The 20,141-nt window shown below is 50.6% G+C and carries 18 protein-coding genes and 1 tRNA gene; 11 read left to right on the forward strand and 8 right to left on the reverse strand.

Annotation, left to right across the window (positions count from 1 at the left end; all coding sequences use genetic code 11):
* Positions 1 to 7: 7 nt before the first annotated feature.
* Positions 8 to 2,197 (reverse strand): polyphosphate kinase 1, encoded by a 2,190-nt coding sequence (gene ppk1 / locus L3556_RS03645; protein WP_277867593.1) that lies wholly within the window; start codon positions 2,195 to 2,197, stop codon positions 8 to 10.
* A 141-nt stretch (positions 2,198 to 2,338) separates the two neighbouring features.
* Between ppk1 and lysS the strand changes: the two genes are divergently transcribed.
* The 3 genes from lysS to L3556_RS03660 are packed head-to-tail and all read left to right on the forward strand — an operon-like array spanning position 2,339 to position 5,217.
* On the forward strand, positions 2,339 to 3,856 hold the full coding sequence (gene lysS, locus L3556_RS03650; RefSeq protein WP_277865951.1) for a lysine--tRNA ligase: 1,518 nt from the start codon (positions 2,339 to 2,341) through the stop codon (positions 3,854 to 3,856).
* Positions 3,857 to 3,869: 13 nt separating this feature from the next.
* On the forward strand, positions 3,870 to 4,349 hold the full coding sequence (locus tag L3556_RS03655) for a DUF29 domain-containing protein (RefSeq protein WP_277865952.1): 480 nt from the start codon (positions 3,870 to 3,872) through the stop codon (positions 4,347 to 4,349).
* Between the two features lie 16 nt (positions 4,350 to 4,365).
* Complete coding sequence (locus L3556_RS03660; protein ID WP_277865953.1) at positions 4,366 to 5,217, forward strand: sulfurtransferase; 852 nt, start codon at positions 4,366 to 4,368, stop codon at positions 5,215 to 5,217.
* A 14-nt stretch (positions 5,218 to 5,231) separates the two neighbouring features.
* Here L3556_RS03660 and L3556_RS03665 read toward each other — a convergent pair whose 3' ends face one another.
* Positions 5,232 to 6,302: a phytoene/squalene synthase family protein gene (locus L3556_RS03665; RefSeq protein ID WP_277865954.1), complete on the reverse strand. Its 1,071-nt coding sequence runs from the start codon at positions 6,300 to 6,302 to the stop codon at positions 5,232 to 5,234.
* 286 nt (positions 6,303 to 6,588) lie between these two features.
* Here L3556_RS03665 and L3556_RS03670 point away from each other — a divergent pair, with 286 nt between their 5' ends.
* From L3556_RS03670 to L3556_RS03680, 3 genes are all read left to right on the forward strand, one after another.
* Positions 6,589 to 7,290 carry a phosphorylase family protein gene (locus tag L3556_RS03670; RefSeq protein WP_277865955.1) on the forward strand — a complete coding sequence of 234 codons (702 nt, stop codon included), beginning with the start codon at positions 6,589 to 6,591 and terminating at the stop codon, positions 7,288 to 7,290.
* Between the two features lie 226 nt (positions 7,291 to 7,516).
* Entirely contained in the window at positions 7,517 to 9,265 is a 1,749-nt protein-coding gene (locus L3556_RS03675; protein WP_277865956.1) for a DUF3370 domain-containing protein, read from the forward strand.
* 17 nt (positions 9,266 to 9,282) lie between these two features.
* A complete protein-coding gene (locus L3556_RS03680) occupies positions 9,283 to 10,011 on the forward strand; it encodes a metallophosphoesterase family protein (protein ID WP_277865957.1) in 729 nt (242 codons plus the stop codon).
* A 17-nt stretch (positions 10,012 to 10,028) separates the two neighbouring features.
* Here the strand turns inward: L3556_RS03680 and L3556_RS03685 are convergent, their stop codons facing one another.
* A complete protein-coding gene (locus tag L3556_RS03685; protein WP_277865958.1) occupies positions 10,029 to 10,721 on the reverse strand; it encodes a 4'-phosphopantetheinyl transferase family protein in 693 nt (230 codons plus the stop codon).
* An 87-nt stretch (positions 10,722 to 10,808) separates the two neighbouring features.
* On the opposite strand from L3556_RS03685, the gene L3556_RS03690 reads away from it, so the two are divergent.
* Entirely contained in the window at positions 10,809 to 11,399 is a 591-nt protein-coding gene (locus L3556_RS03690) for an FxLYD domain-containing protein (RefSeq protein WP_277865959.1), read from the forward strand.
* 9 nt (positions 11,400 to 11,408) lie between these two features.
* Positions 11,409 to 12,002, forward strand: a complete 594-nt coding sequence (coaE, locus tag L3556_RS03695) for a dephospho-CoA kinase (protein ID WP_277865960.1) — start codon at positions 11,409 to 11,411, stop codon at positions 12,000 to 12,002.
* Positions 12,003 to 12,007: 5 nt separating this feature from the next.
* On the opposite strand, the gene L3556_RS03700 is transcribed toward coaE, so the two are convergent.
* Together L3556_RS03700 and cobJ are read right to left on the reverse strand one after the other, a co-directional pair.
* Positions 12,008 to 12,589 carry a hypothetical protein gene (locus L3556_RS03700; RefSeq protein WP_277865961.1) on the reverse strand — a complete coding sequence of 194 codons (582 nt, stop codon included), beginning with the start codon at positions 12,587 to 12,589 and terminating at the stop codon, positions 12,008 to 12,010.
* Positions 12,586 to 14,469: a precorrin-3B C(17)-methyltransferase gene (cobJ, locus tag L3556_RS03705; protein ID WP_277865962.1), complete on the reverse strand. Its 1,884-nt coding sequence runs from the start codon at positions 14,467 to 14,469 to the stop codon at positions 12,586 to 12,588. The genes L3556_RS03700 and cobJ overlap by 4 nt, the downstream gene beginning before the upstream one ends.
* A 166-nt stretch (positions 14,470 to 14,635) precedes the next feature.
* Here cobJ and L3556_RS03710 point away from each other — a divergent pair, with 166 nt between their 5' ends.
* Both L3556_RS03710 and L3556_RS03715 read left to right on the forward strand, forming a co-directional pair.
* Positions 14,636 to 15,052, forward strand: coding sequence for a RidA family protein (locus L3556_RS03710; RefSeq protein WP_277865963.1), 417 nt, complete (start codon positions 14,636 to 14,638; stop codon positions 15,050 to 15,052).
* Between the two features lie 27 nt (positions 15,053 to 15,079).
* On the forward strand, positions 15,080 to 15,643 hold the full coding sequence (locus tag L3556_RS03715; protein WP_277865964.1) for a photosystem I assembly protein Ycf4: 564 nt from the start codon (positions 15,080 to 15,082) through the stop codon (positions 15,641 to 15,643).
* Between the two features lie 32 nt (positions 15,644 to 15,675).
* Here L3556_RS03715 and L3556_RS03720 read toward each other — a convergent pair whose 3' ends face one another.
* Both L3556_RS03720 and L3556_RS03725 read right to left on the reverse strand, forming a co-directional pair.
* Entirely contained in the window at positions 15,676 to 16,116 is a 441-nt protein-coding gene (locus L3556_RS03720) for a hypothetical protein (RefSeq protein WP_277865965.1), read from the reverse strand.
* Positions 16,117 to 16,242: 126 nt separating this feature from the next.
* A complete protein-coding gene (locus L3556_RS03725) occupies positions 16,243 to 17,094 on the reverse strand; it encodes a glycosyltransferase family 2 protein (RefSeq protein WP_277865966.1) in 852 nt (283 codons plus the stop codon).
* A gap of 241 nt (positions 17,095 to 17,335) precedes the next feature.
* Here L3556_RS03725 and L3556_RS03730 point away from each other — a divergent pair.
* Positions 17,336 to 17,408: transfer RNA gene (locus tag L3556_RS03730), tRNA-Glu, on the forward strand.
* A gap of 250 nt (positions 17,409 to 17,658) precedes the next feature.
* Here the strand turns inward: L3556_RS03730 and L3556_RS03735 are convergent.
* Positions 17,659 to 19,953 (reverse strand): glycosyltransferase, encoded by a 2,295-nt coding sequence (locus tag L3556_RS03735; protein WP_277865967.1) that lies wholly within the window; start codon positions 19,951 to 19,953, stop codon positions 17,659 to 17,661.
* Between the last annotated feature and the right edge of the window lie 188 nt (positions 19,954 to 20,141).

Below are 20,141 nucleotides of genomic sequence, written 5' to 3' on the forward strand. Positions count from 1 at the left end.
ACAATAGTTAATGCAATGCCTGTTCCTTGAGGGCCCTATCCATCAACATCTGGTGGGTTCCTTGACCGGGGGTACCCTCAGCGGGTTGGCGTTGGCGGTAGCTGCCATCTAGCTGTAGTTCCCAGGCCTGACGATGATCCGCCAGGATTAAATCCAAAAGTTCCTTGAGTTGGCCACCGATCGCCGGGTCTTCAATGGGGACAATGGCTTCCACCCGTCGGTCTAAATTCCGCGATCGCCAGTCGGCACTGCCAATAAAATATTCCGGTGAGCCATTGTTTTCAAAGTAGAAGATGCGGGAATGCTCTAAAAAGCGACCAATGACACTGATCACGCGAATGTTTTCACTCACCCCCTTCACCCCCGGCCGCAGGCAACACATCCCGCGAATAATCAGATCAATGCTCACTCCCGCTTGGGAGGCTTGGTAGAGAGCCTGGATCAATTGGGTGTCGGTAATCGCGTTCATTTTGGCAATAATTCGCCCTTGGCCACCAGCTTGGGCATGGGCTATTTCTCGCTGAATCAATTCCATCATGCGATCGCGCATTGTCACTGGAGCCACCAAAAGTTTGCGATAGCTGCGTTGGCGAGAATAGCCCGTTAAAACATTAAACAGTTCACTTAAATCTGCCCCTAGGGCATCCTGGCAGGAAAATAACCCCAGATCCTCATAAAGCCCCGCCGTCTTGGGATTGTAATTACCCGTACCAATATGTACATAGCGGCGAATCCCCCCCGGCTCCTGGCGCACCACCAAAACTGTTTTGGTATGGGTTTTTAAGCCCGGCACGCCATAGACCACATGAACCCCCACTTTTTCTAGCTTCCGGGCCCAGAGAATATTATTTTCTTCATCAAAACGAGCCTTGAGTTCTACTAACACTGCCACCTGCTTGCCATTCTCCGCCGCTTTAATTAAGGCACTGACAATGGGGGAATCCCCAGAGGTGCGATACAGGGTCATTTTAATGGCTAGTACCTGGGGATCATGGGCAGCCAAGGTAATAAATCGCTGCACCGTAGCCGCAAAGGAATGGTAGGGATGATGGACTAAAATATCCCCTTCCCGGATCAGGCTAAATAGTTCTGCTGCCGTTGATTCCCAATAATCCGTGCCCAGGGTCTTCACTTCATTGTCAGAGGCAAAGAAAGATTCCCGTTCCTCCACTCGATGAAAACTACTGGGAACGAGGGGATGCCAATCGGGGTCTTTATGCTCCGGCAGGGGCAGTCCTAAAAAGGAAAACAGACCATTTAGACAGAGCAGTCCCTCTAGCTCATAGACATCCATCTCCTGTAAGTCCATTTCCTCCATGAGGGTTTGTTTCAGCAGGGGGGGAATGCCGTTTTGCACCTCTAGGCGCACCACCGAACCAAAGCGGCGTTTACGGATTTCTTGCTCGATCGCAATCAGGAGATCGTCGGCCTTATCTGTTTCTAACTCCAGATCCGCACTACGGGTAATCCGAAAGGGGTAGTAGGCTAGGACTTCCATTCCCGGAAAGAGAGATACTAAATTGTGGGCAATCACCTCCTCTAGGGGAACCCCTAGCCAATGGGCCCCAGCATACTCATCTTTTTTATCTTTTTTGCCCAGATCGGTCGGTAGATCAATAAAGCGGGGAAAGCCATTGGGAACCTTCACCCGCGCTAACCGTTCTTCCCCGGTGGTTTGATCCCGCACGAGGACAGCTAAATTCAGACTAAGACTGGAAATATAGGGAAAGGGATGGGCTGGATCCACCGCTAGGGGGGTTAAAACCGGAAAAATTTGGGTTTCAAAGTAGTTAGTCAGGTAGGCCTGCTGTTCGGGTTTTAATTCTGGGAAGCGTACCAGAAAAATTCCTGCTTGGGCCAACTTCGATCGCAGGTCTTGATCAAAAAAGCGGTGCTGTTCCTTGACCACGGGCAGCAGATAGTCCCGCACGGCCTCTAGTTGCTCTTGGGGGAGCATTCCATCCGCACCCCCTTGGAGAATATTGCTTTCCACCTGTTGTTTGAGACCGGCCACCCGCACCATGAAAAATTCGTCCAGATTGGCACTGAAAATAGCCATAAACTTGAGCCGTTCCAGCAACGGTGTCCGCGGATCAAAGGCTTCATGGAGTACCCGCTTATTAAACTCAAGCCAGCTTAGGGAACGGTTGAAATAGTATTGGCGGTTTTTGAGATCAATCGTCTTACGCGCAGGCATGGTTGGCGTTTCCGTCACATTTTCATCCACTTTAATCGATCCTCAGGGCAGCAAATCAGTTTCGGCCGGGGAGTTGACCTTGATTGAAGAGCGTACAATTAGAAGGTTAAGGTTTGCTAATCCATTTAATGTGCTGGTGCAATGAGTGATTCTGGCTCTACCCGTGATGAGATTCGGGCGACTCGAGTTGAAAAGGTGGCAACAATCCGCCAATTGGGCTTAAATCCCTATGCCTATCAATGGCAGCGCAGTCATTCTGCCTTGACGCTTCAAGAGACCTATGGAGAACTCCCCCCCGGTGAAACCGTTGATGTCCAGGTTCAGGTGGCGGGCCGGATCATGGCCCGGCGGGTCTTTGGCAAGTTGGCGTTTTTCACGATTCAGGATGAAAGTGGTTCGATTCAACTTTACCTAGATAAAAAAGAAATCCAGGCCCACATGGGCGATCGCCAGGCCCAGGCCTTTAATGATTTGAAGCATTTAACGGATGTGGGGGATTTCATCGGGGCGATCGGCACCATCAAGCGCACGGAAAAGGGAGAGCTTTCGGTGTATGTCCAGGAGTACACCATCCTAACCAAGTCCCTGTTACCCCTACCTGATAAGTGGCATGGCCTGACGGATGTGGAAAAACGGTATCGCCAACGCTACGTGGATCTGATTGTGAATCCAGAGGTGCGGGATACCTTTCGCAAGCGGGCCCTCATCACAGCGGCAATTCGCCGTTATTTAGAGGATCAGGGTTTTATTGAAATTGAAACCCCGGTCTTGCAGTCCGAAGCTGGGGGTGCGGAGGCCCGGCCCTTTACCACCTATCACAACACCCTAGAGATGCCGCTCTATCTGCGGATTGCCACGGAGTTACACCTGAAGCGGTTGATCGTGGGGGGCTTTGAAAAGGTTTTTGAGATGGGCCGGATTTTTCGCAATGAAGGTATTTCCACCCGTCACAACCCTGAATTTACGTCCATTGAACTCTACCAGGCCTATGCCGACTACACCGATATGATGACCCTGACGGAGGCGATCGTCTGTGAGGCAGCAAAAACGGTTTTAGGAACCCTCAATATTCACTACCAAGGCCAGGACATTGACTTAACCCCTCCTTGGCGACGAGTGACCATGCATGATTTGGTCAAAGATGTCACGGGCTTCGATTTTCAAGGATTTTCCAGTCTTGGGGAAGCCCAAGAAGCAGCGGCGGCCATCGGTGTCAAAACCACCTCCAAGGGAAGTACGATGGGCCGGATTCTCAATGAGGTTTTTGAAGAAAAAGTTGAAGCCACTCTTATTCAGCCCACATTTGTCCTGGATTATCCCGTGGAAATTTCGCCCCTCGCTAAGCCCCACCGCGATCGCTCCGGCTTAGTGGAACGATTTGAACTCTTTATTGTGGGCCGGGAGCACGCCAATAGTTTTTCTGAGTTAACGGATCCCCTGGATCAGCGCGATCGCCTAGAGGCCCAAGCCGCCCGCAAAGCCGCTGGAGATTTAGAGGCCCACAACGTTGATGAAGATTTCCTGATGGCCCTAGAGCAGGGAATGCCCCCCACCGGCGGATTAGGGATTGGCATCGATCGCCTAGTCATGTTATTGACCAATGCCGCCAGTATTCGAGATGTAATTGCCTTTCCCTTGCTCCGACCCGATACTCATTAAAGAGATTCCCATCGTGTCCCATACTCAGAACCTAATCTCCCTCTATGAGCAAGATATTTTGTTGTGGTCTGAAGATACAGTTAACAAGCTGAAGGCGCGGGACTTTGATCATCTAGATATTGAGCATTTGATCGAAGAGGTAGAGGGATTGGGAATTTCCCAAAAGAAGGAGTTGATTAGTCGTCTCATTGTTTTATTGGAACATTTATTGAAACGGTTATACGTGAACTTACCCAATGAATACAATGGTTGGGAACGAACGATTCGGACTCAACGAGGTGAGCTAGAAATTTTGTTGGACGCTGCGCCCAGCCTGAGTAGTCGATGGGAAACTAGTTTTAACAAGGCTTGGAAAATTGCCTTAAAGAACGTCTCTAAGGAATACCCTAACGTTATTTTTCCTCAAGAGTGGATGAGCGATCGCTCAATCGAACCAATGCTGAATAATGACGTTTGGCTGGAATCCCATGGAGAGAACGGTAAAACCGCCTGATTAATGGATCTAATTAATGGAGACGAAATTGCTAGAATTGGCAACCCATACCCATATCATTAGTGCCCAATGGCTCCATAACCACTTGGAGGATCCGGATCTCGTTATTTTTGACTGTCGCTTTGATCTGATGGATGGCGATCGCGGTGAACAAGCCTACCGCCAGGAACACATCCCCGGTGCCCATTACCTCCATCTGAATCGGGACTTATCGGGGCCGCTGGGGCAACATGGTGGACGACACCCCCTACCCAACCCCCAAACCTTGGCTGAGACCCTCAATCAGCGGGGGGTAACGCCTACTAGCCAGGTTATTGCCTACGATAATTCCCGTTTTGCCTTTGCCGCTCGGCTTTGGTGGTTACTGCGCTGGCTAGGTCATGATGCCGTGGCCATCCTAGATGGGGGCTACGGTGCCTATAAAGCTGCCGGGTATCCTACCTGTTCACAGATTCCAGAACTAAAAGCACCGAACGCTTTGCCCTTTATTCCCCAGGTTCGCCAGGATTGGGTGGTCGCTCGCTCCGGGGTAGAGGCTGCCCAGAAAAACCCAAAGACAGTGATTCTAGATGCACGGGAACCTCAACGCTATCGTGGCGAAGTCGAACCCATTGATCCCATTGCCGGTCACATTCCAGGGGCCCTCAACTATCCTTGGAAGGCCATTACCAATGACCAAGGCTTCCTGGAATCCCAGGAAATACTAACCCAACATTGGCAAGACATCCAAAACTATGAGCAGGTAATTGTCTATTGCGGCTCTGGAGTCACTGCCTGCGTGGATCTGCTAGGACTTGCCCAAGTTGGCCTTGACCACGGACAACTTTATGCCGGTAGCTGGAGCGATTGGTGTTCCTACTCAACCTAGGGATCAAGCCCATTCTAAGATGCAGAATTGACCTGAGTAGGCAGAATAAAGGGTTTTTGCCGTACCTGGGCAATCAACCAACGCAGGGTGTGGTTACTCAAAATCGAAATGGGCCCCATCAACATCAAGGACTTAACTTCGGCCCGGCTAATTTTCACCGACCCTCCCGGCTGTAGCATGGCCGTAGATTGGGTCAAATCCCGCAGGGTGGCATAGGCAAACAAGAGAGGCAACACACAAAATAAGCGAATCGGAACCGCTGCCTTGGGCACTGAGAGTAAATATTCCTGGGCTTGATCGAGGTCATGCCATGCTAGGGCAATGAGTTCCTTAATGGCTGCATGGTTTTGTGCTAGGTGATCAGGACTTAGGAGCAGTTGGTGACTACTCCCTTGGGCAATCAGTGCATCCTGGGGCACATAAATTGAGTTTTCATGCTCTGCATCCCAGGCAATGTCCTTAAGAATATTGACGGTTTGCAGGGCCTCCCCAAATTCGCCACAACGCTTCAATAGGACTTGATATTCGTTGGCACCAATACTGAGGGAATGCTCTTGCCATAGGTCAGTAAGTAAATAGCCTACGGTTCCAGCAACGTAGTAGCAATATTCCTTGTATTCTGCTAGGGTTTGAATCCGAATCCCCTGGGGATGAACCGTCACAAATTTTTTCATGCCGTGAACCATTTCACTCACCCATCGCCGCACATGCTGCTGGGATGCTATGGGCAAATTCCGATACATGGCAAAGACAAGGTTGGTGTTTTCGACTAAGCGAACGTGGGCTGCCTCCCCTTGGACTCCCCGGGCCGTATGGCCATAGTGATTGGCTAGGGAAGGGCTGTCAAAACATTCTAGTAAATGATCTAAAAGGGCTGTCTTAGCCGTGATGCTGGCAAGGGGATCATCTTCAATGGTGTCGGCAATGCGGCAAATGAGATAGGCCACCAGAACGGCCCGACCTAGGGTACCTGGCAAAAAACGAATACTAATGGCAAAGGTGCGTGACACCTCTGGCAAAATTTCCTGGCAGAATTTTTCTGCGGTTTTTACAGAAACTGGAGTCTCCAGCACCATCTGTACCATACTAATGTTCACTCCTACACGCGCTGATCGTAATGCAGCCTAGGCTTACCACATTGAGTCGGAATTGAGTCAGACTCATTGGTATCATAATTACCCCCGGCAATCTAGGCCTAATGTGACAGTTTCAAGCACTGTTCTACTCAACAAGGATGATTTATGCCCATATACCTGCTATTTGCAAGAACGATACCATACACAAGGGAGGTAGGGGGACTTGTTGGGCAGCGATGGCCTTACACCACTCTACTTAAGGTTTGACTGTGACACTACTTAGATCGGTCAGTTTATGAATCGGCAACTAGTCTTAGTGCCCCAGGGGGCAGAATTTCAAGCGGTACAGCGGGGACTGGGCAAAGCTAGGCAACCCAAGGGGGAAGAGGTGGAACTTAGGGCCTTACCCATGGGCATGGCGGCGGTACAGTCTTGGTTAGGAAAATTTTCGCCACTTCCGTCCCCACCAACGTCAATTCTGGTGCTAGGGGTGTGTGGTGCACTGGTTCCCTGCTACGGAGTGGGGCAAGTTGTTGTCTATGGCAAGTGCGGGAATGGCCAAGGGGAATGGCAAATCTGTGACCCAATTACCACCGTGTTCAAGGGGATAGACCATGAAACATCAGCCCTAGCCCCTACATCCTGGCCGACAGTGACGGCCCTCACTAGCGATCGCCCCCTGTGTACGGTTGCTGAAAAGGCGACTTGGGGGACAAAAACCGGAGCCGAGGTGGTGGATATGGAAGGTTTTCCTTTGGTGGATGCCTTTAGCCGTCAGGGGCTACCCATTACAATTGTGCGCGTGGTCAGTGATGCCAGCGATCGCCCCATTCCCGATTTAACACCAGCGATCGCCCCGGATGGCTCGTTGCGGCCTCTGCCCCTATTGCAAGCATTTTTAAGTCAACCCCTACCGGCCTGGCATTTGATTCAAGGCTCCCTCACAGCCCTAGGCATCCTTGAGAAAACAGTGACTCAACTTTTTGATGGCAAATAGCTTTAACGAAGGGTAGCCTACTAAATCTAGGGAGAACTGGACTATGCCAGGCCTTATGCCCCTAGGGCTACGAGGTATTTCAATAACTTATGCAACCACATTTGCCTATTTTCCGAGCAGGTGGGCTATACTTTGTAAATGCAAATCCTAGGGGACATATAAGTCATGTCCTAATATTCTAGCGTTTGCGGCTTCACGTCTTTGTTGTAATGTGTTTGGATTGGCTATGCTTGCTCCGATGATCTTGGCCCAAGCGGCCCCCCACTTACCACCCCAGCAATTACCGGGTCTTGAGCGACAACAACATCCTGCTCCGCGTCTATCGGCTCCGACAGCTCCGTCTGCTAATACTTTTAATCCGGTTCAGGCACCACGGACACCTTCCCCCAGGATCGCTCCAGCCCAGCCAGCCCCACCCGTAGCGGCCCCGGCTCCACCACCAACGGCGGCGATCGCCAATCCCAACCCTGGCCAAATGGCTTATTTACCCCAGGAAATTCGTTCCTTGCCCGGCAGCCTGGATGACATTCCGGTGTTCAATAGCAATAGCCCGGAAATGGTTCGCACTGAGGGAATTCTACTCTCGACCTTTCCTCCCCAGGGCAAATGGCAGCCGGCGGCTCATCTGAACTATCCGCTCCAGGGTCGCTTTGATGTGTTTTCCCACCACATTACCCAATCCAACCGGGCCGTGAGTACCCCCACCCTATATTTAGGACTATTGGCCCATAATCCCAGCAATCGGGCGGTAACGATTAATTTTTACCAGGCGGCTAGTTTTCTCAGTACACCGGATGCCCCCTTCCGTAGTTTGCCTGCCGTCATGGACAATCCCATTGGTTATGTTTTTTCCGGCCCCGGCAGTCGGGTGACCAATCAGGTGTTGCGGGGCGTGCGGCAAACCTTCTTTCCCTCCCAAATTGTGATTCCCGCTGGCGAAAGTCGGATGTTGAGCAATCTACCCCTGCCCCTACCCACCCGCTTCCCCAATGCCGTCACAAATCGGGCCCGGGCTGAATTCGCCATCAGTGAAAACGGTGAGGTTCTTCCCCATTTACCCGTGATTGCTGATCCCCACCCCTTTGGCGAGGTGTCTTCCTCCAATGGCCGCTCCACCTTGATGCACCTAGAGAGCAATGGCCCGGTCTATTTGGCCAAGATGTCCGCCTATGCTCGGGTGAATCCCGATGGCACAGAATACGCCCCCGGTCTGGAGGATTGGATTGCCATGCTCAACCGAGGTCAACTGGTTACACCCCGGGATATTCCCCCCAGTTCCCCAGATAGTAATCCGGCCCGCTTTTTCTATGGTCGGGTGGCGGGGGTTAGTCGGGGTTCCCAGTGGCGAGCCAATATTACCGATGATGGCAGCAGCGATCGCCTCACCATTCCCAGTACAGGTCGGGCCGTATCCTATGGTTTAAGTACCTTGCACCGGGGAACATTGGGAACAGGTCAGGTTCAAAGCGCGCCCATGCTGGCCCGTTATCCAGATACGGCCTACTTTGCCCATGGCAATTATGGGGTTCATTACAGCTTAACTCTGCCCCTGGTTAACGATAGTCGCTCTTTGCAGTCCGTTGCCTTGACGGTACAAACCCCCCTCAAGCAAGACCATAGCCCCACTAGTTTGCAATTTTTAGATCCACCGGCTCCCCAGGTCTTTTTCCGAGGAACCGTGCGGGTGAGTTATGCCGATGATTTGGGGATGCCTCAACAACGCTATGTCCATTTGGTGCAACGGCGGGGACAGCGGGGAGAACCCTTAGTGACCTTAAACTTGCGGCCCGGAGAACAACGCCCTGTTCAGGTGGACTTCCTCTATCCGCCCGATGCAACCCCACCCCAAGTGCTAACAGTGGCCACGTTGCCCAACCCTAGCTACGGTGGTACGACCCGTATTCCTCCCACCCCTTCCCCTTCTCCCTCCGGTTCTGATGCCCTATCTTTAACGCCATCCAATCCTACCCAGTAACCCAATAGGTTCTATCCATGTCCCAGGCCAAGCCAGGGGGGCGGCAAATTGTGATTGGCGATGTCCATGGTCAGTATGCGGCCTTAAGTCAGTTACTTGAGGCGATCGCCCCCGGTGTAGATGATCGGATTTATTTTTTAGGGGATTTAGTGGATCGGGGCCCCGATAGTGCGGCGGTGGTAGAGCTTGTCCGTCACCATGACTACTATTGCCTGCGGGGAAACCACGAAGAAATGATGATGGCCGCCTTTTCCCAAAAAGGTTTAGATACATCTAAGCTATTATTTTGGGGTGGATGTGGTGGCCAGGAGACCCTTGCCAGCTATACTTCCCAGGATCTACTTTGGGAACATGTCCGTTGGCTGCAAACCTTGCCCCTCTATTTTGACTTAGGGGATCTGTGGCTCGTCCATGCGGGAGTGGATCCCACCCTAACCCTAGGGGAGCAAACCAGCCAGGAATTTTGTTGGATTCGAGACCTGTTTCACCAAAGTGACGAACCCTATTTTGCCGATAAAACCATTGTTACGGGCCATACCATTAGCTTTACATTGCCAGGGGTCAATCCCGGTCAAGTAGCCCAGGGGGTCGGCTGGCTGGATATTGATACGGGGGCCTATCATCGTCGCAGCGGTTGGCTAACGGCCCTTGATTGGACAAACCAGGAAGTGTGGCAGGTAAATACCTTTAGTCGTGACTGTCGCCACAATCCCTTGGAAAACATCACGGCGATGATTCGGCTGTAATTGCTCTGAATCACTCATTATTTTGAATGCTCATCTTGTCGGGCATCAAAGAAGACTAGCTGGGGAATATGCTGGGTGAGAACAACTACACTGGCGATGGTCTGGGGCAGGGGTTGAAACGTATGAATATAGTGAATATAGCTCTCTTCCTGGGTCTTAGTATCATTTTCGGCCGGGTTTTCCCCATGGGTGGGGGGGGCAAAAATACCTCGTCCCCTGGCCTTCATCTCAGCTTCGTAGCGAGTCCATAGGGAAAGAAATCGCTGATCCGCTTGGGCCAATGGGGCCCTTTCTAGGTATGACTGCTCCTCCGGTGAAAAAAAACGCTGGGCGATCGCCCGCCGGTATCGACTGGGCCGCAGGATTTCCAGATCAATTCCCAGAGGTGCTAGGTGAGTCACGGCCAAGAGTGCCAGGTTTCCGGAATGACTCCAATTAAATTCCAGGGGAAACTGGGGTAGATAGGGTTTGCCGTAGTCATTTTGCTCTAGGGTGATGGGTTCTAGGGCAATGTTTTCTAGGGTGGTTCTGGTTTCCGAATCTCCCTGCTCTAGCAGGTATGGATGCAGGTATTGGGTCAGAAGCGATCGCCGATCCTGGGGAGATTGACCAGACCTAAGGGAGAGTAGCCAAATATGAACCTGGCGATCGCCCAGCACTGGATAGATAGGGGGTGGCTTCCATTCAGGTAAATCGTATGTGCCAGCCAAATAAGCGGTGTTAGGGCATTTTCGCCATCTAAAAATTTGCAGTAGAATCAAGGGGTGGGCCAAATGGGGCGTTATTACGTTATCACTATGAAACCAATCTTATCCCTAGGTCGTTTTTCCCATTCCCTCATCTCCACAGGGGGCAAGCTTTTCCTGGGTTTGGGGGTAATATCTTTCTCCTTTCTGGGTCTCACCAGTGTCGCCCAAAATGCTCCGGGGGACATTGTGGTGGTGGGAAATTCTCCGGCTCAGTGGGGAATGAACCAAGCCATGTGGAACCAACTCCTAAATCTATCTGGAGCAGGCCCCATGGCTGCTTCTCCTGATGCCCTAGGATCCGACGAAGAAGATCCAAAGGTGATCGAACAACGGCTTTTGCAAAATATTCGAGTCGGTCGTCCCAGCATCCAACCAGTGATCAAATTACCCGGTTCCTCAGAGGTGGTGGGCTCCGTCACCAATGGTAATCGTGAACCCGTCACAATTCAGTCGATTAATTTTGAGGTATTGGCCCGGGATGGTTCCATTTTGCAAACTGGCTCTGCTGTGCCTGAACCTGCGACTCTGGGGGCGGGACAAACCGCAACCTACCAGCGATTTTTGCCGACGGTTCCCTCAGATGTTGGGGCCACGGTACGCCTAATTAATCCTTCGGTAATTATTCAGGGTGGCGTGTAGGGAAACAATTTGGTTTCTCAGCGCATTATTGGCCTGACGGGGGGTATTGCCTGTGGCAAGAGTCTAGGGGCGGACTATCTACAACGTACCTACGGTCTCCCTATCCTTGATGCCGATCGCCTGGCCCGAGAAGCGGTGGAGCCGGGGACATGGATCCATGGGGCTATTATTGAGCGTTACGGTAGCAATATCATCCTAGGCGATGGATCGTTGGATCGGCGGCAATTGGCGCAAATCATTTTTAGAGATGCTGGGGAGCGATCCTGGCTAGAGCAGTTGATTCATCCCTACGTGGGCGATCGCCTAGTTAAACTCACCCAAGCCATTGCGGAACCGGTTATTGTCTGGGTCGTTCCCCTACTATTTGAGGCGCGGATGACTGGATTAGTCACAGAGATATGGGTTGTGGCCTGTCCTGAATCCCTACAACGGCAACGCCTCATCGCCCGCGATCGCCTGAGTCTAGAGGATGCCAATGCCCGGATTAGGAGCCAGATGCCCCTCACTGAAAAAATTGCCCAGGCAAATCATGTTCTTTGGAATGATGGCGAACCCGATGCCCTATATGCCGCCATTGATCAAGCCTGGCATAGTCATCACTAACCATACTAAACCTTATCAAAGAGGGTAATTTTCGCTAGGAATCCAGTTAGGGCTAAGAGTAATGCAGAAATAAATCCCCAGAGCCGGGCATCGGTCGCTTTTTGGCTCGTGCGAAGATCCTCTACCTTATCGTCTACGGCTTTAATCTCAATGCGTACCGACCCAATCTCGGTCGTCAGTTTTGCCTCTACCCCATTAATTTGAACCGTGAGCCGATCATCTAAAGCTTTGATTTCTGCACTGAGTTTATTATCTAGAGCTTTAATTTCTGCGCTGAGTTTATCATCTAGGGATTTGATTTGGGCACTGAGCCGATCATCTAAAGCTTTGATTTGTGTACTAAGTTTGTCATCTAGGGATTTCATTTGTGCACTGAGCCTATCATCCAAGGCTTTCATTTGTGCACTGAGTCTATTATCTAGGGATTGAATTTCTGTTTGAAGTGTATTAAATCTCTCATCGGTGCGGGCAATATGAATATCTAGCTTTTTATCAATGGCTTGAATATCCGTCTGCATGGAATCCAGCCGCTGATCAATTCGCTCTAAAAGTTTGCCAATGTCTGGGATTGTGGTGGTTTCAGTCATGATTTGGCTCCCTCTGTTTGCATGATATAGCCCCGTGGGGTAATAAACCAGTGATGGTATTGGCAGCTACTAGCATTGCCAATGAGAACCAACGTAAACATATCCACAGATTCGGGATTAAAGTCCCCTAGGGTGGTCAGGTGAATGGTTTCATCGGGACGGTAGGCAGAGCGGACGAGGGCAACGGGCGTATCCCTGGGGCGATGCTGCTGGAAAATTTCTTGGGCATCGACGAGTTGGTGCTGGCGATCGCGGGAGCGCGGATTGTAGAGAGCAACAACAAAATCAGCTTGGGCAGAAGCTTCTAAGCGTTTTCTGATCACGGGCCACGGGGTAAGGCGATCGCTGAGGCTAATGGCACAAAAATCATGCATCAGAGGTGTACCCACCCGAGCCGCCGCCGCTTGCAGGGCACTGACCCCAGGAAAAATTTCGACACTGGGATCCTGTCCATTCCAGCCTTGGGTTTGTAACAATTCCAAGACTAAGCCCGCCATGCCATAGATGCCCGCATCCCCTGAGGAAATCACCGCCACCGTCAACCCCCACTCCGCTAGGGCGATCGCCCGTTGGGCCCGTTCCCGTTCCTGGGTGATGGCATAGGCTTCCATGATTTGTCCCGGCCGCTGGAGGGGAGCCAGCAAATCTAGGTACAGGCCATAGCCAATCAGGACATCGGCCCCAATAATGGCGGTGCGGGCAGCCTGGGTGAGTTGACTTAAGGCCCCGGGGCCCATGCCCACTAACCAGAGTTTGCCCTGACGGCCCGTATATTCTTCCTCACTCTGGGCGATCGCCAGGGTAGCAGCCCCCGGCTCCCCCGACAGACGATGGATCTGTTTCGGCAGGATCAACATTCCCGAATCAGCGGCAAGAATAGCGGCCGCTTCGGCGACACTAGCCGTCCCCACTTCCGCAGCCACAACGGGAGAGGGGTTGGGAACCCTAATTTCATCCAATTGCTCTGATCTAAAGAGGCGGAGGGGCCAGTTATTTTCCTGACAAAGGGCAAGAATGGCGGCTTCATCCCCTTTAATATCTAGGCTGGCCACACCGGAGATCGCCGCCTCACTCAAACCGGCCGTTGCCAGATTTTTTTGGATTGCCTGCTGGAGTACCCTTAAGCTCGTGCCCCGCTCACAACCAATGCCTAACCAGAGGGTGCGGGGATGCCAAACCGCTATCGGCGAATGGGAGGACGATGGCTGAATATTTCGGTGAGTAATCCATATACTCGGCCCGGCTAACTCCTCAGGAAAGGGAAGGGGGCAAATATCTAAGGGTTGATCCGGTGGATAGGTGGATTGCCATAGGGTTGAACCACTTTCTTGGTAAATGGCAATGTTTTCACCCCTGGCCAGGGCCGCACTTAAGGCTGTCCAGGCTCCCATCCCTTTTCGCCAACCAAAGGGACGACCCAGACAATCTAGGGCCAGATAATCCCGACCATTGGCGGCTCCAGTCAAAACAGGCTCGGCTCCCCCATGGGCAGCAATCATTCTTGCTAGGCGATCTCCCCCACGGTAATGGCCGCCCGTCAGACTAATGACCCAGTCCCCATTTTCTGCCATGGCAATAATGGCTGGATCAGTATGTTTATTCGATAGCAGGGGGGCAATTAAGCGAATGATCGCCCCGGTGGCCATGGCAAAAATAATTCCCCGCTGCTGCGGCCAAATCCGCTGGAGATGGTCTGCCAGTGAACCCTCAAAGACACGGATATGATCAACCGTGGCTATGAGTGCCACCTTCTCCCCTAAGTGGGTGGGTATCCAGAGGGTGACTTCCTTTTCCGTTGCCAGGGATGAAAGACAGCGATACCCCTGGGGGGTGGTGGCGATCGCCGCCAGGGGATAAAAATCTGCCAAAAGTCCAGTCATAGATTGACATCACGGGGGGGCCGTACCTTCTCTCTTGCCCCTAGACTGTCTACTGCATGAGCCATCCGTATCCCTATTGTGCGCTTTAAGGCTAAAATTTATACCGAGGGCAGGTTAATCGGCTAGCCCGTCATCGGTGTAGTGTGGCGGATATAAATTATAGCCCATGAATGAAACCCATCCATCCAAGAAAACGATCATCTATTCAGCGGCGGCTCCGGCCCCGGTGGGCCCTTACAGCCAAGCGGTGCAGGCCGGTGGCTGGCTGTTTGTGGCCGGGCAAATTCCCTTGGATCCAGACACTGGGGTAATTGTCGGAGCGGATGATATTGGTATGCAAACGGAACAGGTCATGGCCAACCTTGGCGCAATTTTGACGGCGGCGGGTACGGATTGGAGCCAAGTGGTGAAAACAACGGTGTTTTTGGCAAATTTAGATGATTTTGCCGCCATGAATCAGGTCTATGCCCGTTATTTTTCGGAAGCAACGGCTCCAGCCCGGGCCTGTGTGGAAGTCTCCCGGCTGCCGAAAGGGGTTAAAGTCGAAATTGACTGTATTGCCCTCACGGGGCCATCCCTGTAAGTTTCTGACCATCCTAAGGATTCATCCATGGCATCTTCTACTTCGTTGAATCAATCGACTCTTCACTATTCAGTCTTGGGGTCTCGTCGGTTCAGTAATTATTTTTGGGCCGTCATTGTCTCCATTGGTGGGATCGGCTTTTTTTTAGCTGGGCTATCGAGTTATTTACACGTTAACCTTTTACCCATTGGTAATCCCATCGACCTAGTATTTATTCCCCAAGGGGTGGCAATCGGGTTTTATGGTGTGGCGGCCCTGCTGCTGGCAACCTACCTTTGGCTGGCGATCGCCTGGGATATTGGCGGTGGATTTAATGAGTTCAATAAAGAAACGGGAATGATCCAGATTTTTCGTTGGGGGTTTCCCGGCAAAAATCGTCGCATTGAAGTCAGTTGCCGCATGGGTGACGTGCAAGCGATACGGGTCATTATCCAGGATGGTCTCAATCCAAAGCGGGCACTCTATCTACGCCTAAAGGGTCGGGGTGAAATTCCCCTGACTCGCATTGGTAGCCCTGTGGCCCTAGCAGAACTGGAAAACCAAGGGGCAGAAATTGCTAGTTTTCTGGGGGTTCCCATTGAAGGTCTCTAGGGTCTCTAGGGTTAAGATATAGATGATTACCGTTAGAGAGACTGGATTCGTTTTTGTAACGCCCCTAGATGCTCTCGATTTTTGACGGGAGATCGCGGCAGAGGCAAGTCTAAATTGGGCCAGTTGTCTAGATTTGCACAGGGGCAGCTTACCGGAGGTAATCCATGATTAGGCAAGGGAACCGGCATTTGACAGCGGGCACATTGGGTGATTTCCCAGCGATCGCTCAGTAGTTGTTGTAGGGTTTCCTGAGTCTCTTCTAGGTAGCAATCCCCCGCCTCACCGGACATGATGTATTCCCAGCAGGCTTCAAAGGACGAACTGTAATGATCGCCGACAATAACGGGCTGGGGTAAGAGGGCTTGACGGCCCCCTAAAATGTAAAGCTTCTTTCCTAATTGAAACCAGTGGGCGAGATAGGCTTTAACTTCCGCTTGGGCCGCCAGATACAAGCATTCTTGGGATTCATTCATGGCTTTTTCCCTGTGCGTCTAGTTTCTAGCCTAACAAAATGAATTGGGCAACCACCCTGAATCCCCCATTTAATTTAATATTTCATATTTCCAAATTCTCAAAATTTGCCCCCACTTCCCTAAGAGTTAAATCGCGATCGCTAGTTTGCCCTTCAGAGTGCTTAATCTTGTTTCAACCAGTTGATTAATCTCCTGTTGGTGCTGCCAATCCGTTGCTGTCATTAAGTTAGGGGTCAAACCGGGAGGAGATTGGAATTTCTCCAACTGACGATCAAAGTAGCTGCCTGGATAACGGCGATATTCGACGGTTTTGCGCTCTAAACGGGCCGTATGACAAAATTGATGCAACCATTGGGCATAGGCCACATCTTCGCCTCCAAAGCGAAATTCACTAAATACGCCATCTTCGGGAAAGCCGCCAATGAAATCATGGACGTCCCGCCGTACCCCTAAATTTAATACTAGGGTTTGCTCTAGGGCATTATGCCAATGATCATGGAGGCGATCGCGGCAATAGATACCAGTGCGAACGGCCCCAAAATACTCCTCCCCCTGACTGGTCTGATACTGGGGCGGTAGGGGTTGATTCAACACCGAAAACGCCAAGAATAAATGTTCAGGCATATAGCAGTCATCGCCATCGCAGAAAAACAAGACCTCGCCATGGGAAAACTTAACCCCCGTATTTCGCGCCGCTGCAATTCCAGCATTACTAGGGTAGTGAATGATCTGATGATCACCGCGATCGCGCCAAAAGCCCTCGGCTACCTCCGCCGTCCCATCCGTAGAGCCATCATCGACAATAATGATCTCCGTTTCAATGCGATCGCCCTGGGGATAATGCCCTCGAAAATAATCCAAGCTGGCCGCAATGCTACGAAAGGTTTCTTCTAAAACCGCTTGCCCCCGTTGCTGAACCACATTGTAGAGGGGCATCACAATCGAGAAGGAGTGAGCGATGGGGGAAGATGGGGACATAGGGCCTTCGGTCTAAATCGACGGTAAACCACAATATGGCTTATATGGGCAAGAAAAAAACTATGCAAGTTTAGGAGCAATCCTGATGAAAGCCCGTCGAGAAAATGGGGTAAAAGCATTGACCATCAAGGATTCATGATAGTTGTGAATTGATCCTTCCCTCCCATTCGATCTACGATCAGGAGAATTATAGGTTGACACTGTCCCCCTCCCTTAGATAGCATAGTTAATGCTGAATCTTGCCCCCATCGTCTAGAGGCCTAGGACACCTCCCTTTCACGGAGGCGACGGGGATTCGAATTCCCCTGGGGGTATCCCATTAGGCAAGAAAAATACAGCCCTAAAATAACTAAAATGGTTAACCATCCAATCTAGGCATGGGGTTCAAGAGTTTTTAATAATTATTAAATATACCTAGATGTACCTCAAATTTAGGCAAACTGTAGGCAAGCGATGGAAATCGCAGCCTTAATAAATTGGGGTCGGGCATCAACGATCGCAACAATTCTCATTGAAGTGTATTTATTTGCCTCGCATATTGGGGGACTTTTTCCAGGATAGATCTTAACGACTTTCCGCTAGGGGATGGAGCCGCAGTACTGATTGAATCAAGGCCCAGGCAGTTTTGTGTTCCGGGACTTTCATATCCCCCCACTGTCCAGGTTGGCAGTAAAGGTAGGTAATTAAGCGGCGTTGTTTCCGTAAGGATAGGTGAATAAAACTAATGCCCAGTTCTACGCTGTAGTTGGCAGATGACTGAGAATTCTTTGCCAAGACTTTATTCTCAGGGTTTGAAGTCCTGCGCTTGTGCCAACGCAATTCAGCATCAATGGGTAAATCAGCCAGGGGATTGGGGTCTAAAAGCCAAAATACTCTTTTATTATTATTTTCCCGATAATTATCATGCTGGATCGCAGAAGCCGAGGCGGAGATCGCCGGACCCACCTGATCCGGTAGACATTTGAAGTTTGGCTGAGAATCACACATCTTGTGGGTTAAAAGAATGCGAGCTCCTGCTTCAGAAATATCTAGGGTATGCCCCCGAAAATGATTTTGGCCCACCTGAAATTCACAGAGTTCTTGGCGAAAAAATCGCGTATGTTGCCGTTGGGGTACATCAATTGCCACAAGGATACAAATTAAAAGCAGGGATAGATTATAGGCTGACCAAATTAAGTTGATGTTTAAACTATCGGGATTGACCACGGTATCTTGGAGGCCCACGGTACGACTAACAATCCCAGTAATAACGAGACCAGCAAGGAGCAGCAGAGGTAGCAACAGGAACCAGTTAATTGAAATATTTTGAGAATTCACGTCTCCCTTGGGAGTCACCTTAAAGGGCTTGGCACTACGGGAAAAGAAGGTATGGAAGATGGTGAGGGTCATGGGCACGCAAAGAATCGTTTCGTAAACATCGGACCAAAAGGCCGATCTCCGCCCCTCCGTTAGCCAGGAAAAGGCCATAATATTAGCCAGATAGTAGGGTAAGTAAAAATAGAGAACTTCATTAACGGTTGCCCGCAGGGGAGCGAGGCCAAAAAGTAAGAAAGCCAAGGGAATCAGCAGGAAAATGACCCGAGGAATGGCTAAAAACCAATAGATCAGACTCAGGGTATGGGAAAGTCGTTGGAGAAAACCCAGACCTGGAATGGTAAAAAAGTTCGTCTTAGAAAAAAGCAGATGTAGGGTTCCCTGGCCCCAGCGTAACCGTTGATTGATATAGGCACTAATGCTTTCTGGAGCGAGACCGGCAGATAGAGCCTCATTCAGATACTTAATCCGGTAGCCATGGGCCTGGAGTTGAATCGAGGTGAAATAATCCTCCGTAATACTGTCGGTGGGAATGCCGCCAATTTCATCTAGGGCCGATCTCCGGATCAAAAAACAACTTCCGCAGCAGATTACGGAATTAAAGAAATCCCGACTGGGTTGAATATAGCGGAAAAATAAATTTTGCTCGTTATTCAGAATTCCTTCGAGTCCGAGATTGACGGAAATGGGATCTTCATTAAAAAAGTGCTGGGGGGTTTGCAGCAGGGCTGTATTTTCCTCCTGAAAAAAACCAAGGGTACGGGTTAAAAAATTACGGGTAGGCACAAAATCCGCATCAAAGACAACCATTATTTCCCCATGGATAGAGGGCAGGGCATGGTTAATGTTACCGGCCTTGGCATGACGGTTATCCGGGCGATCGCGGTATTCACAGCCCAATTCTGCCGCTAGGGCCCGCACCGCCGGCCGCCGAGTATCATCCAAAAGGTAAATGGTTTTATGGGGGTACTCCATGGCTTGGCAACCAATCACAGTACGCCGCAGAATTTCGACTCCTTCGTTATAGGTGGGAATGACCACATCCACCGTTGGTTGATAGGTTCCATCGATCACGGCTGCACTGAGGCGATCTGCCTCTTTAGTTCGGTCAATGGAAAAGATCGTATGGGTAAAAAAGGAAACCGTATTCACAACGGTAAGCAGTTCCGCCAAAAATAAGATGACCGACAATGTTCCATTGAGGGGATCATCTAAATTGAGGCTGCTAAAAAATCGCCAAAATTCATAACGAATACCTAGAAAAGCAATTCCCCCACTGACAAGCATACGGGTTAAAAATGTGGGACGGGGAAATAGCTCCTTCAACAAAAAGGTAAAAGTAACGGCAATAAAGGATGGCAAAAGTAGGGAGGTAAGATTATTGCCCCCAGGATGGAAAAGTATTTGGCCACGATGCCACAACCCTAATAGATTTGGGAGACTATTCCGCCAGTCCACTTGGAGAAGTAAGGCAATTCCAAAAGCAGCAATTCCCAACAGGAAAAGATAGTAATCTGACTGTTGTAATAATTTTTTCAATTTCATTATGCTAGATGACAATGTGTCGCGTGTTATTATTTGTTCTAAATGCAGTCAAAGCAAAGCAGGGCTTAGTATTTGCCCTATTCAGATATTAAATTTAGACCCATTACATCACTAGACCCATTACATAATCTGTAAACGGGAATCTGCAATAATGGGCCTAGATTGAATTCAGCGCGAGGCCCGAATGA

Origin of the sequence: Candidatus Synechococcus calcipolaris G9, from assembly GCF_029582805.1 — a bacterium.
Lineage (GTDB): Bacteria > Cyanobacteriota > Cyanobacteriia > Thermosynechococcales > Thermosynechococcaceae > Synechococcus_F > Synechococcus_F calcipolaris.